This is a genomic window from Staphylococcus sp. GDX7P312P (genome assembly GCF_008385775.1).
Taxonomy (GTDB): Bacteria; Bacillota; Bacilli; order Staphylococcales; family Staphylococcaceae; genus Staphylococcus; species Staphylococcus haemolyticus.
This window is the reverse complement of the sequence record NZ_VUKI01000002.1, coordinates 45513-57933: the sequence shown is the minus strand read 5'-3', so window position 1 is coordinate 57933 and position 12421 is coordinate 45513. Positions and strand designations below refer to the sequence as shown.

The 12421-nt window shown below is 37.0% G+C and carries 15 protein-coding genes; all 15 read right to left on the bottom strand.

Annotated elements, in window-relative coordinates; genetic code table 11:
• Positions 1 to 27: 27 nt before the first annotated feature.
• The gene (locus tag F1592_RS00860; RefSeq protein ID WP_149809453.1) at positions 28 to 432 is read right to left on the bottom strand and encodes a minor capsid protein; all 405 of its coding nucleotides are present in this window, start codon (positions 430 to 432) and stop codon (positions 28 to 30) included.
• Positions 429 to 917 (bottom strand): HK97 gp10 family phage protein, encoded by a 489-nt coding sequence (locus F1592_RS00855; RefSeq protein ID WP_149809454.1) that lies wholly within the window; start codon positions 915 to 917, stop codon positions 429 to 431. Before F1592_RS00855 ends, F1592_RS00860 begins: the two co-directional genes overlap by 4 nt.
• Positions 910 to 1239 (bottom strand): hypothetical protein, encoded by a 330-nt coding sequence (locus tag F1592_RS00850; RefSeq protein ID WP_223197193.1) that lies wholly within the window; start codon positions 1237 to 1239, stop codon positions 910 to 912. The genes F1592_RS00855 and F1592_RS00850 overlap by 8 nt, the downstream gene beginning before the upstream one ends.
• A gap of 8 nt (positions 1240 to 1247) precedes the next feature.
• Positions 1248 to 1613 carry a hypothetical protein gene (locus F1592_RS00845; RefSeq protein WP_149809455.1) on the bottom strand — a complete coding sequence of 122 codons (366 nt, stop codon included), beginning with the start codon at positions 1611 to 1613 and terminating at the stop codon, positions 1248 to 1250.
• Positions 1614 to 1623: 10 nt separating this feature from the next.
• On the bottom strand, positions 1624 to 1920 hold the full coding sequence (locus F1592_RS00840) for a hypothetical protein (RefSeq protein WP_149809456.1): 297 nt from the start codon (positions 1918 to 1920) through the stop codon (positions 1624 to 1626).
• Between the two features lie 14 nt (positions 1921 to 1934).
• The gene (locus F1592_RS00835) at positions 1935 to 2996 is read right to left on the bottom strand and encodes a major capsid protein (RefSeq protein WP_149809457.1); all 1062 of its coding nucleotides are present in this window, start codon (positions 2994 to 2996) and stop codon (positions 1935 to 1937) included.
• 26 nt (positions 2997 to 3022) lie between these two features.
• A complete protein-coding gene (locus F1592_RS00830; protein WP_149809458.1) occupies positions 3023 to 3388 on the bottom strand; it encodes a hypothetical protein in 366 nt (121 codons plus the stop codon).
• A 13-nt stretch (positions 3389 to 3401) separates the two neighbouring features.
• Entirely contained in the window at positions 3402 to 4049 is a 648-nt protein-coding gene (locus F1592_RS00825) for a phage scaffolding protein (RefSeq protein ID WP_149809459.1), read from the bottom strand.
• 259 nt (positions 4050 to 4308) lie between these two features.
• The gene (locus tag F1592_RS13555) at positions 4309 to 4467 is read right to left on the bottom strand and encodes a hypothetical protein (protein ID WP_188294658.1); all 159 of its coding nucleotides are present in this window, start codon (positions 4465 to 4467) and stop codon (positions 4309 to 4311) included.
• Between the two features lie 2 nt (positions 4468 to 4469).
• Positions 4470 to 6173, bottom strand: a complete 1704-nt coding sequence (locus tag F1592_RS00820) for a phage minor capsid protein (protein WP_149809460.1) — start codon at positions 6171 to 6173, stop codon at positions 4470 to 4472.
• A gap of 13 nt (positions 6174 to 6186) precedes the next feature.
• The gene (locus tag F1592_RS00815; protein ID WP_149809461.1) at positions 6187 to 7995 is read right to left on the bottom strand and encodes a hypothetical protein; all 1809 of its coding nucleotides are present in this window, start codon (positions 7993 to 7995) and stop codon (positions 6187 to 6189) included.
• Between the two features lie 104 nt (positions 7996 to 8099).
• Positions 8100 to 10544, bottom strand: coding sequence for a phage terminase large subunit (gene terL / locus F1592_RS00810; protein ID WP_149809462.1), 2445 nt, complete (start codon positions 10542 to 10544; stop codon positions 8100 to 8102).
• Entirely contained in the window at positions 10537 to 11031 is a 495-nt protein-coding gene (locus tag F1592_RS00805) for a helix-turn-helix domain-containing protein (RefSeq protein WP_149809463.1), read from the bottom strand. Before F1592_RS00805 ends, terL begins: the two co-directional genes overlap by 8 nt.
• 11 nt (positions 11032 to 11042) lie before the next feature.
• Positions 11043 to 11663 (bottom strand): GTP cyclohydrolase I FolE, encoded by a 621-nt coding sequence (gene folE / locus F1592_RS00800; RefSeq protein WP_398575149.1) that lies wholly within the window; start codon positions 11661 to 11663, stop codon positions 11043 to 11045.
• On the bottom strand, positions 11653 to 12381 hold the full coding sequence (gene queE, locus F1592_RS00795; RefSeq protein ID WP_149809464.1) for a 7-carboxy-7-deazaguanine synthase QueE: 729 nt from the start codon (positions 12379 to 12381) through the stop codon (positions 11653 to 11655). The genes folE and queE overlap by 11 nt, the downstream gene beginning before the upstream one ends.
• Positions 12382 to 12421: the final 40 nt, after the last annotated feature.

Sequence of the window (12421 nt, the reverse complement as noted above, 5' to 3'; positions counted from 1 at the left end):
TGTGTATATAAAAAAGACGCGTAATAATTACGCGTCCGTTATCCGTTTGAGTTGCGCTCTGAAATTGAGTGAATATTCCATTACGTCATCATCGTTAACGCCTAACAAAGCTGGCTCGTGTAATGATCGTATAAAGAAAACTCTTACGGGAATTGTTTTAGTTTTTAGTTGAATTTGCATAACCACATTTTGTAACTTATGCAACGTTTCTTGAATGTCATAAGCAATTTCGGTTGCCTTATCAAAGTCTGATGATTTAACGACGATTTGAAAACTATCTTCGGAAACAACGCCCTCATATATACTAGGCGCATTACTCGGAACAGAATAAACAGTCACGACATTATCTTTTTCTGTCGTGTAATTAATGCTGAACAACATTTCAAAAGGGTCATTGTTTTGTAGTAATTGCATAATGTTATATTCAATCATTTACCTAACCCCCTATATGTGTCAGCTATTGCATCTCCAATGTTATTACGCCAGTTATCTTTATTGATTTCACAAGCGTTTGAGAGATATTTTCTGCCGGGTACATAACCGCTTACTTCCGGTTTGGCTCGTGTAACTTCGCCGCGCCCATTGATATAGTAATCAGCATATTTAACGCCGTTTTCATACTTGTGATAAGTACCTTTACGTTCTTGTTCTTCATGTCTGCGCAACGCATAAACAAGATTAGAACCTACAACGCCAGATACATATCCGTCAGTGTATGTTGCTCTTGAGGCATTTATACTGTTTTCAAGTCGACCTTTATCTCTAGGAGAAAGTGATTTTGCGTCACTCTCTGCGTTTAATAAAACCTCATTAGCTGCACGTTTAACATTAGTAGCCAATTGTTTTTGACGACCGCCCATATCCAATTGCAAAGCCTTTACTTGTTTTGTATCAATGTCTATATTTCGTCTAGCCATTAATAATCAAAGTCCTAAAGTAGATTTTACTTCCAGTTAAATTAGGCGTTTCAGCTATTGCTTTGATCGTCCCTTTTTTAACTTTGCCACTTATTGTTGTGTATTCAACTTCTAAGCCTTCATCTACTGGAACATTAGGCATTACATCAATTTCATCTCGAGCGTCGTCTATACGCAACTGATTGCTTTGTCGTTCTTCGCCATGAACACGAGTACGGCATTTAAAGTCTTGCGTTGTCGTTAAGGGTTTACTGTATTTATCACGCATAACTTTGCCGTTAGTGTCTAGTTTCGGAACGCTTAATGTTAAACGCTGTTTCATAGCTGGTTTTATATCAAACGACCTACCCTTAAATTATTGTTGACTTGTTGTTCAGCTAACGCCTCTATAATCGCAAATACGCTTGGACTAATCACGTCTTTATCAAGCACTGCTTTAACATCTTTGACAGTGTAGTCAGTAATGCCTTGACGTCTCATCATAGCCGTACCTTCTTCTTCGCCTTCTAGGTTGTATATCGTTTGTAGCGCAACCATACGAGGACTTATATCAACGGTAGGGTATTTGATTAAGATGTCGTTAACTTCTTCTTGTGCATTGAATACGTGTTTTTTAGCCGTATCTATATCCATATTTTCATATGATTGTGGCGTTGGTATTAAATCGAGATAGTTCAATACATCTTCAATCTTCATTTAATCAGTCCTATTCGTCAGATTGTTCTAACGCTTTGACATAATCGGCTTTAATAGGCGAACCGTTTTTACCTGTTGCTACTACATCAAGATTGCGTTCTTCAACTAATTTTTTTAACTCGCTTGTAGTTAGTTCGTTATAATCAACTTTGGTTGGTTGTGGTTGAGGTTGTTTAGTTTTCTTGTTGATCGGTTCAATGTAACGTTTAATTCTACTAGCGTCTGCGTCAGTTAAATGTAACGTTTCGCCAGTGAAATAAACTGCACCGTCAAACAAAATATTAGCTTTCGCTATATATTCACTCATACTTACAACCCCCCTTATTGTTCTGGCGTTTCTGCTGGGTTAACTGTTGGAGTATCTTCGCCACTTACAACATCTAAGAACACTGTTCCATTGATGTTTTGTGTAACTGGTAATGCTACTTCTCCAACGATCGTTTTTTCAGTGTGTGGATCTTGTGAAATAACTGCCTCAACAAACTTGCCTTTGCCATAGTTATTTTCAACACTTGGACCACTTAACGTTTTACCTAACACTGCTGCACGTAATACAACACGTCCGTCTGGTAAATGTTTATAGACTTTATTAGTACCGTCTAATTGTTCAATAGCTGTTTCGCTATCGTCTACTTGAATAGCTGGAACACCAAACTCATTAAGTAATTGGTTGAAGTCGCTATCACGTACTAAACGTGGAGAACGGCTATCGCCATATAATTCTGTTTTGATTTGTCCAGAACGTTTGAATTTAGCAAGTGTCTTGCTGTTCATGTTGATTACTTCCGGTTTAGTATTACCGTTTGTTTTTTGGTATTGCTCAATAGCAAGTAATAAATCAGTAATAGGAGTAGCGTCTTCTGTACCCCATTCAGTAGTTGATACTAAATCATTTTCTTTAGGTCTATCTAATTCAAATGAGATATGTGTTTCAGTACGTGGGTCGTTATATTCAAACTTACCTGTGTAAGCCATTTGCGCACGCAAGAACTCTTTCGTTTTTTCAACGCCTTCACTTAAATTGTTAGTGTTGATTAATGTTTGGTTGACGATTTGTGTCAATTCGTCTTGTGAACGTGGGTTGTTAAAACGAATTAAGTCGTTTTCGTCTAAGAAATAAGCGTCTTGAATTTTAGTCAATTTAGCCATTGCTTGTTTGCCTTGACCTTTATTTCTGATTGGAGAACCAGAATTAAAACCAGTGATTGACGCTGCTACGTTTAATTGTGTTTCGATAATGTTGTAAACATTTTCAATGCTTTCAACTTGTTCAATAGGGAACGCTTGAGCTAACGGATAAACTGATACGTCGCGATCAGCGTCGCCTCTGTTGATGAATGCTTGTAAGGTAGCTTTTTGGAAAGCCTTATCTTCTAATACCATTCAATTGTTCCTCCTTTTAAATAAAATTAAATGTCATAAACGATACGACCTTTAGTCGCGTCTTTGAATGCGTCTGTAACGCCGTGAATACGTTCGGGTCTAACTGACGCTTTACGGATAGCTGATACTTCTTCGTTTTCTTTTGGGTATACAACAACGTCATTCGCTGTTAACACGCCAGCAACAATGTTTGAAGTGCTACCAGTAACTAATTCATATAAACCAGTTTCGTCATTACGTGAGATTGCTGTACCCGCTTTGACTGGTGTAGGTTCAGAAAACTTAGACGCGTCTAATACTGGGTTGCCTACTGTATATTCAACGTTTTTAGCGTCACGTAAAAACTCTGGCGTCATGTTAAACTCATTAATTACTTTAGGTTTTAAAGACATTTATATTTCCTCCTTATTGTTTATTTTTTCCAAATAATCGTTCATAGTATTCTTCGCCTAACGCGTTAGCGTCAGCCTCTCCACCTTTGTTACCTTTGCCATTGCCAGCATTGTAACCAAAGTCACTACTACCATTATTTGAGCCATTGGCACTGCTTGAATTATCGTTGTCGTTATTATCAGATTTAAACAAGTAACTATCAGATTGCTTAATATCTTCTAGTTGTTCACTCAAGCCACGCAAACCTTTTTCGCTGTCATAAGTAATGTTGTCGCGGTTGATTAACGCCATGACTGCCAATGTATTTTTGGCGCCTGCTCTGTTAAGTTCATTGTCGATCTCATATCGCAATTTAACCTCGTTCATTTCTTTTTCATGTTCAGCGTCTTTGTCTTTGTTAGCTTGTTGTAACGCGTTGATTTGTTCTTCAAGATTTTCGCCTTTACTAGCTTTAACCTTTAATTCATCAAGTTGTTCGTTTTGTTCGTTAACACGTTCTTTATATGATTTCACTTCTTGTTTGAATTGGTTCTTTTCTTGTTTATGACTTTCAATTTCGTCTTTTAAACTTTGAACATTCTTGCCATAAAGCGACATCACACTATCAACGTGTTCATCTGATATACCGATCTCTTTTAATTCATCTCTTGAAAATGCCATATATTAATCTCTCCTTACGTTTTGTTAACGATGTTCGACACCGATAGGATCGTCTGTTAACGCCAGACATACGAATATCATTCAACGTTCCAAAGCAAACAAAAAAGCTAGCCCTTTTTATTAGGACTAGCTGCGAGTTTGCGATCTGTTTAACACGAAACGTATAAATGAGTATGCACACATTATAACGGAACGCGTTACAAAACACAAACACTGTCACGCATAACGTTATTTTAGCGTCATATTAAGTCTTTATGTGTCACTTTTTATCGTTTCTTACCTTTTTTAGTTTTTTTAGTTTTTCAGAAAAATCTTCTGCCACTTGTTCGATCGTTCTATTATCGTTTTTATCTTCTATTTCTTTGTACATTTGTTTGTCTAGTTCGTAACGCTCTTTCATAGATTTTTGTTTTCTCATTTTTATTTATCTCCTATCCATTCTAATACTAATCTTCTAGTGTCTTTATCGAAACTAACTAATTTAAACGTTTGATTTATATTTAAAAGTATTTCTTTTTCTTCCGGTATATTTGATAAAGGTACTAAACTCATAGCTTTTGCACCTTTAGGCAAATGGTACTCTACTTTATTTATCGTATTGAAAAAGTCTGTCTGACTTTCGTCAATAGACGTACTTTTATATGTTTCAGTCGTATAAATAAAGTCTCCGTCTTGTTGTTTGAAGTTAGTTAAAATATATTTCAATTCCTCATCACTTATACCACGATATAACGTTGCGTCTTTTAACGTGCGTACATTGTATTTATTAAACACATCGTCAATCTTGTACGCGTCATCTTTGACATCTACGTGCCAACCTTCATCAATTCCCTTACGTTTATCAAGTAAATATTTATTTATATCGTAATAATAATCAGATGTATAAGCGTTTATTATACCTTTTTCATCTTCGGTCATATGTTTCATAATTTCTTCGGTGTATCTATTTTGAACGGTTAAATAATCTCCGTTTGTGTCAATATTTATTTTAACACGATTGTCGTTTGAATTGTTATTATCTTTAAAATTAGTATCTTCTTTTTTAGACGGCACATAAGGTTTTTGGTGTGGGTCGTACATTTTATTCATTTGTGCTACCCACTTGTGATATTGCCACTTGCTAGCATTCTTAAATTCATTAAATGATTGTGGACCGTCTTTGCCTAATTTGGCTTGCATACGGTTAAACGCTAAACGTTTGCGACGTGCTTTTTGTTTCGCTTTTTGTTCTGCGTCATATCGTTTCTTTTCGTTTTCAGTTCGTGGATCTTTGTTTGGGTCGAATTGTTTTGCTCTGTCTTTATCTTTTTGTAGCTGTTCATCACTTTTAAACTTCTTAATATAAGGTTTAAAATTACAACGACAATGAGGGTGTTTAGGAAATGTCGTAAATAAATTGATATATGGAAAGTCAGGGTCGCCTGGTTTTGTACTAAATACAATGTCGCGGTATCTGGCACACTCATGACACGTTGGTACGTTGCCTGTAACAGTTATATATCCAACCTCCAAATCAGCATAACGGTTAAGGTGTGCATGATTAGTGGCTGTCTGTATTTTAGTTTTAACCACTGTATTAGCGTAAAAGTCTAACGGCAAGTGCTTACCGTCTTTAGTAACAAATGCCGTCATTCCTTTTTCACTAAACTTTTTACCCACACGTTGTGCAATTTGTTTGTCAGTCATGCCAACGATCATGCCGTTAGCAATCTCTTGTTTAACATCATCAATTGCGTTTTGTACGTGTTTAATAGAATAGTTGTTAGCTGTTCTATAAGCTGCTTTCAAGTCGCTTAATGTATCGCTAATGATATTACTAATCGCCTCAACATGTAACGGCGCTTGTATAATATTGCCGATCGTTTCATTAGACGTTAACATGCCAATACCTAACCTACCTAATTGCTCGATCGCGTGTTGCAAACCATCAACGTATGCACTTTGTAACATCTCTGGTATTTGTTCAGTAGATACTGCGCCTAATTCATCATATATTTGTTGAATGGCTAAATACATTCTTTGAGTGTTCTTCTCGTCATATATGTTTGTTTCTTCAATGACTTGTGTTATTTGTTCAGTAGCATATCGGACAATAGCGTCTAGCTGTTCTTGTGTTAGTGCCATTCGCTACACTCCTTTATTCTTCATCACTGTTTATATCTTCGTTGTCTGTTTCTTCGCCGTCTGTTTCTTCTTGGATAGGGTCGCCATTTTCATCTCTGTTATTCATAAATTGTTGTAAGTTCATAGCGCCATTAGTTAGTGACAAACTGTCAGTGCTACTCTTTTCATCTTCAATACGTTGTATTTCTTCTTGTACCCATTCTTCTGATTTGTCCGGGTTGTTGGCGCGTACTGTTTCTTCAAGCGATTGTACTTTAGCATTATATTTAGCGATATTGTCAGTAGATAATTCTTGTTTAGGTTGTGGCAACATGTCTTTAAGCATGATATTAGGGCGTTCAATAATAACGCTGCTATCTTTTTTATTAGCGAACCACAATGCACTTTCAATAATGTCTTTCAAGAACTCAACATATTCGTTTCTAATACGTTCAGATTTAATAATAGACACGATCAAGTCATAGAATTTAGCTGTACCAGACTGCGAATTAGCTGTGTCACGTTTAACTAATTCGACTGCATTCTCTGACGTTTGTGTTTCCGCCAACATAGCACGTACAATTTCTTTAACATAAGTCATGTCGCCAATTTTAGTTGTGTCAATTTGATGTATTTCCATAGATTTACCAGTCACTTCGTCTATTTCGGTAACTTCTAATAATTCGTGATTGATTTGGTTTTCGTTACCGTATGTGTCAGCTGCTATTTGTTTTAATGTGTTCATTGTACCTTTAGGAATTGAAATGCGTGGCTTGCCGTTACGTTCAAATGTTTGTGCTGTACGTGTAAGCGTCCAGTTAACCTCTTCTTGTTTACCGTCTAAGCCTTTTAACGTACTGTTACCTAACTCATTCATGAATGTAGGGTTATTTGGTAAGTAACAAACGAATAAGCGCTGACGCCCTGCAAATGTTTTCTCAAGCACGCCATTATTAAATCGTTCGCCTAAACGTAATTTATCTTCAATGATAGCTGGCTCGATAACTAACTCCATTTCATTGTTTTTGTTACGTGAATAAAGTCTGTGATATGTTGTTACACTTTGTCCGTTTTGTCTTTCAGTGTATACATGCACATAACTAATCTTGTTTATTTCTTCTTCAACGGTTTGTGGTAATTCATACACTAGGTCAACGCCCATGTCGTCATCGTGCGGATAGTACACATTTCGTTCTTTGATGTCGATTGATATTTGATCGTTACGCATACTAGGTACTGCAACGATACCACCGTCTACTTGTAACTGTGTAATATTCATATAGTGATTTAATTTACTATTTTGAATGATTTGGTCGATCGTTGCTTGTTGCGGGTCTTGTGCTACTGAATTGAAGTCGTTTGTATCTGTTGTTTCAAATAAATCACTTTCTCCGTTTTTTTGCGTACTGTTTTCGACGTTTGTTTCATCATCTGTATTATTAGTCTCGAAATTGTTTTCGTTTGCTTGTGCGTTGTCTGTGTTGTTCTCTTTACCTTTCATTTCTTCTTGTCCGATACTGTTAACTGTGTGATTTGTTTTAACCTGTCCGATTGATCTTGATACAAACATGCTAGGCACATCTACTATTATCTTCGATACGTTTAACATGATGTAAGGTGTGCGTACGTTTTTAGGGCTGTTTATTTTATCGTCAGCGTAAACATCAACAATTTCTCCACGATTAATTAAATTAATAGCGCGTGGGAATATTTCGTGATGATTGCCTTCATATAAGTTTCTGTAATAATACATATCGCCGTGAATATCTACAATGACGTCTTTACCAAAGGTTTGCCAATCGTAATTGTTAAGGCGATACTTTGCTATATTGTTATTGTTCATCTTCTAACCTCCATTTATTTTATAGTTACATTTTAAATCATACTAACATTATGTGATAGTTATTAAATAAAAATAACCGTACCTGTTATTTAGGTACGGCTTTGTTACCAAATATTGACGCCCATAACTTGTGCTTGCGGTTGTTGTTGGAAGTAATTTAATGCTTGTGTTGTTGCGTCCACCGTATCGTCATGGCTTGCTGCTGGAAAGCCTACGATCTCCTCAACCATATCTGACAATTCTCTAATATTTCTATGAAAGAATACGTTACCAGCCTCGAATAATGGCGTAACAGAAAACGCTCTTGCCTCTTTACTTTCTTTAGGCGTAATAGGAATAATACCACTTATCCTGTTTTTAAGCGTATTTATAATTGCTGGACCGTTTGCTTTGTCCTCGATCAATATACGTCTACAACGCGGGTATTTATTCTTTAGATTGATTACTGCTTGCATACTTTGAGTGAAGTCCATTTGTCCTCTCACTTGTTCAATGCAATAATAGTTAGCTTTATCTTTCAACCAAACTTGTCCGACAACATAGTCACTTGCGTTACTGTCTTTGAATGTCATATCCCAACTAATCAACATGTCATCATATCTTGTTGGAACATAATCGACAAACTGTAACCACTCACGTTTGAATATGCTACCCTGTTCTGGTGCTGGTCTTTGTTGATACAGTGACGCCCACGTTCTTGAACCTACTTCGATTTTCTTACTTTCAGCCCAATGTTCGTCAAAGCCTAATTCACGTGATAACGGTTCGCCTAAATTACGACCTAATATATCGTTTTCATCTTCCGCGATAGCTGGCAACCTTAACCGTTCCCATTTAAAAGGACTGTTTTCTAATAAACGACCTACAAAGTCATCTTCATGCCAACGTGTCATAATAACTATGACACTGGCGCCTTTATGTAAACGTGTTGACAATGTACTTTCCCACTCTTGCCAAACACGTTCACGCATTGTTTTAGATTGTGCGTCTTGTGCGTTTTTAATAGGGTCATCTATAATCAGACAGTTGTGGACGAGTATATCGTTTGCAAAGAAATTACAATCTCTTTCCACTTGTATGTCATAGACGCTGTACGGTCGTTCGCTAGTTGTTGTAACTGACTGAACGGCGTCACGTTCGATTTGTGGTGCGTTATATGGCAACTGTTGCATAACGTTATTAAATTCGTTGCATAGTTGTTTGAAGGGTTTTCGTCTATATGGTGTATGTGCAAATTCGATCGATTGTCTTTCTGAATTTGGTTTTGTGTTTCGCATACTGCACATTTGTTTTTGTCGCGTTCTAAAATTAAAGGACGCATTTCTGAAAACCATTTTGCATAACTCATGCCATTTTTGTAACGTGAATTGTTTTTTCCTCTCATGCGTTTGCTGTGTGCTTTGTCTGCACATTCCCTCGAACAATAAACTGTTCTTGCTGATGTTGGGTAAAATGCTTTGTCGCAATTTGGGCATTGCAATTTCTGTTTCTTTTTGACGCTTTGCTTGCACTCTTGTGAACAATACTTCATCGTTCTTTTGGGTACTGGTTGATTGCATACTATACATTTTTTTCGCGATAGATAGCTTTGGTGTTTTTGAGAACAACTTTTGCTGCAATAGAAGTAAGTTCCACCATTTCGTATCTTTTTGTCGTACTCGTATTTCTTTTTCGTAAAAGCATTCCCACAATTGTCGCAAGAAAGTGAAACGTAACTGCCACGTTTTTGCTGATAACATGTTTTGCATAGTGTACCGCGTCCACTTTTCTGCTGACCACAATTCACGCATGTTTTGTTTTTTCGTGAGGTAGTCGCCTTGTTTGAAATCTTTTGCCTCTTTGTATCCTCGTCCAAACTCATAATGCCTGTGGTCTGGAGTTGAGATAAGTGTATTCCCACTTTCTGTTTTGATTGTTGTTTTTTCATTCGCCTTTATCTCCCTACTTGCTTTTATAACATTATAAGACAATTTGTTAGATAAATGCGACAGTGACAATACTTTTGGTTTATCTTTCATTTCGTGCAATTCTTTAATATCAATTAGACCCTTTTCAGTATCAATTAAAGTACCTTCTGGCAAACAGTCAGCACCTTTACCAGTGATTGATCCCCCAATACCTGTGCTTATCATTCCGCCGTTATTATCCAAGACACTCCAGTCAGCCACGCTGCCGTTGTCGTTAGCAATCTCAACGTTAAACACTTTAGGCGCATATTCGATAAATTTATTACGATTTAAACGCCCAAAGTGACGTGCTAAACCGTCGCCGTATGCTGCAACAATTACTTTTTTATTAGGGTGTTTACCCACAAAGTACGACGGAAACGTTTCTGTAACTGTGAGTGACTTACCATGTCGTGGTGGCATTTCAATAATGATATGACGTTGTTCGCCGTCTACAATACGTTGTAACTCACTAGCGATCAATTCAGTATGTGCTAAAGGTTCATAGTTGCCATGATGTACTAGACGCAAGTAATAACTATAATGCTTACGCGCTAATTCGATAGCAGCCCTCTCTTTAACTTCATTAGGAATGTTAGTCATAGCCTGCCAACTTTTTCAGTTCATCTTCTGAAAGGTTAGCATAATGATTGACGGTACTATCTACACGACCACTATGTTCCATGCGTATTTTTTCGTTCCAACGGTCTGGGTCTTTAACTTTAAGCGCGTAAATGATCGCTGATGTATCTGGTCCAACTTCTTTTTCAGTAACTTCAATGCGTTCAACTATGTTGCCGTCTTTGTCAGTTGTTTTGTATCGTTTAGTATCACGTAACGTATAACCATTAATCTTTTTCATCAGTGCATTTTCAATATATTGCACTGTGCGTTGTTGTCCTTGTTTGATCGCGTCTTCTATTTCCGGACAACGTTGTATCCACGAATATAGTGTAGTGCGATTGATGCCAATACGATTTGCTAATTCTTCGTGAGAAATGCCCTCGCCTTTCCACGACTTAATTTGATTTAACTTTTCGTCTGATAACCATTCTTTATAGTTAGTAATGCGCTGTCTACGTTTAGCCATTTTTACACCACCTATCTACTTATCAGCGACAGAAATTCATTTCGCAATTGTGCGCTATCTTTAAATTCTCCACGAACGGCACTTGTTGTCGTTGATGAAGTTGATTTCTTAATACCACGACCACACATGCACATGTGTTGCGCTTCAACAACTACCATAACTGCTTGTGGGTCTAGTTCGTTATCAATAGCGTTAGCAATTTGTGTTGTTAAATGTTCTTGTACTTGGAAACGTTTAGCAAAGCCGTCTACCATACGCCCGAACTTACTTAACCCTGTTACTTTTTTACTAGGGATATAGCCGATGTGAACTCTACCATAAAACGGTGCGAAGTGATGTTCACACATTGAGTTAAATTCAATATCCTTAACGATAACCAATTCATCATGTTCAACATCAAACGTCTTAGATAAATGTTGTTGTGGGTCTTCTCTGTACCCTTCTGTATATTCCATAAATGCTTTTACAACTCTAAACGGTGTTTCTTGTAGACCGTCACGTGTAACATCTTCGCCACATAACGCAATAACGTTCTCAATACCATTCATAGCATTTTTAATGTCGTTTACTTTTGCGCCTTTGTTATGTTTTCTAATCTTTTGTATTTGTTCTTCAGTTAAATTATACGCCACGTTTATTCCCCCAAACGATTGCATGTAATTGTGGTAGTGCTTGAACGTCGTTAAAGTCAGGTTCATTCATTACGACTTCCCATAACTCATCTAGCTTATCTATAAGTTGTTTTGTTATATCTCTATCAGTATATGGTTCAGCGTTACCTACTGAAAGATAGTATGGAATATTTTTACCTCTGTATCGTGCGAATACATCTTTTGCGTACTGTTTGTCCTCCTCGTTGAAGTAAACAATTTTAAGACTGAAATTGACGTTCGCTTGATGTAAATTATCGACGATCTTATCTAACATAGGGAAATTAGTTTTCATTGTTGAGCTAGGTGGCTTTGGACTGATTGTTAAATCGTCAATGTCATAAAACCATTCTTTCCAAATGCTACCCTGTGTTTCAAGTCCTACTTTAACGCCGTTCTTATGACAGATGTCTATAAACTCTTGCATAGCACGACCAATTAATGCTGGGTTGCCGCCACTTACTGTTACGTGACTAAAAGATTTTTCGCCCGCTGTTTCTTTTAATAAATCAAATAGTTCTTGTGGTGTTGCGCGTCGTACGTTGTCCTTTTCGCTACCGTCCCATGTGTAAGCTGTATCACACCAAACACAACCATAGTCACAACCATAAGTACGAACGAACATAGTCTTTTTACCTATAACCATTCCTTCGCCTTGTATTGTTGGTCCAAACACTTCTAAGAAAGGTATTTTTGCCATTAAAACTCACTCCAGTCGATTTGTTTACTATTAAAGTCAC

Excerpts from the sequence above, each read along its gene's own strand:
- F1592_RS00860 (WP_149809453.1), bottom strand. The coding sequence starts at position 432 with ATGATTGAATATAACATTATGCAATTACTACAAAACAATGACCCTTTT.
- F1592_RS00855 (WP_149809454.1), bottom strand. The coding sequence starts at position 917 with ATGGCTAGACGAAATATAGACATTGATACAAAACAAGTAAAGGCTTTG.
- F1592_RS00850 (WP_223197193.1), bottom strand. The coding sequence starts at position 1,239 with ATGAAACAGCGTTTAACATTAAGCGTTCCGAAACTAGACACTAACGGC.
- F1592_RS00845 (WP_149809455.1), bottom strand. The coding sequence starts at position 1,613 with ATGAAGATTGAAGATGTATTGAACTATCTCGATTTAATACCAACGCCA.
- F1592_RS00840 (WP_149809456.1), bottom strand. The coding sequence starts at position 1,920 with ATGAGTGAATATATAGCGAAAGCTAATATTTTGTTTGACGGTGCAGTT.
- F1592_RS00835 (WP_149809457.1), bottom strand. The coding sequence starts at position 2,996 with ATGGTATTAGAAGATAAGGCTTTCCAAAAAGCTACCTTACAAGCATTC.
- F1592_RS00830 (WP_149809458.1), bottom strand. The coding sequence starts at position 3,388 with ATGTCTTTAAAACCTAAAGTAATTAATGAGTTTAACATGACGCCAGAG.
- F1592_RS00825 (WP_149809459.1), bottom strand. The coding sequence starts at position 4,049 with ATGGCATTTTCAAGAGATGAATTAAAAGAGATCGGTATATCAGATGAA.
- F1592_RS13555 (WP_188294658.1), bottom strand. The coding sequence starts at position 4,467 with ATGAGAAAACAAAAATCTATGAAAGAGCGTTACGAACTAGACAAACAA.
- F1592_RS00820 (WP_149809460.1), bottom strand. The coding sequence starts at position 6,173 with ATGGCACTAACACAAGAACAGCTAGACGCTATTGTCCGATATGCTACT.
- F1592_RS00815 (WP_149809461.1), bottom strand. The coding sequence starts at position 7,995 with ATGAACAATAACAATATAGCAAAGTATCGCCTTAACAATTACGATTGG.
- terL (WP_149809462.1), bottom strand. The coding sequence starts at position 10,544 with ATGACTAACATTCCTAATGAAGTTAAAGAGAGGGCTGCTATCGAATTA.
- F1592_RS00805 (WP_149809463.1), bottom strand. The coding sequence starts at position 11,031 with ATGGCTAAACGTAGACAGCGCATTACTAACTATAAAGAATGGTTATCA.
- queE (WP_149809464.1), bottom strand. The coding sequence starts at position 12,381 with ATGGCAAAAATACCTTTCTTAGAAGTGTTTGGACCAACAATACAAGGC.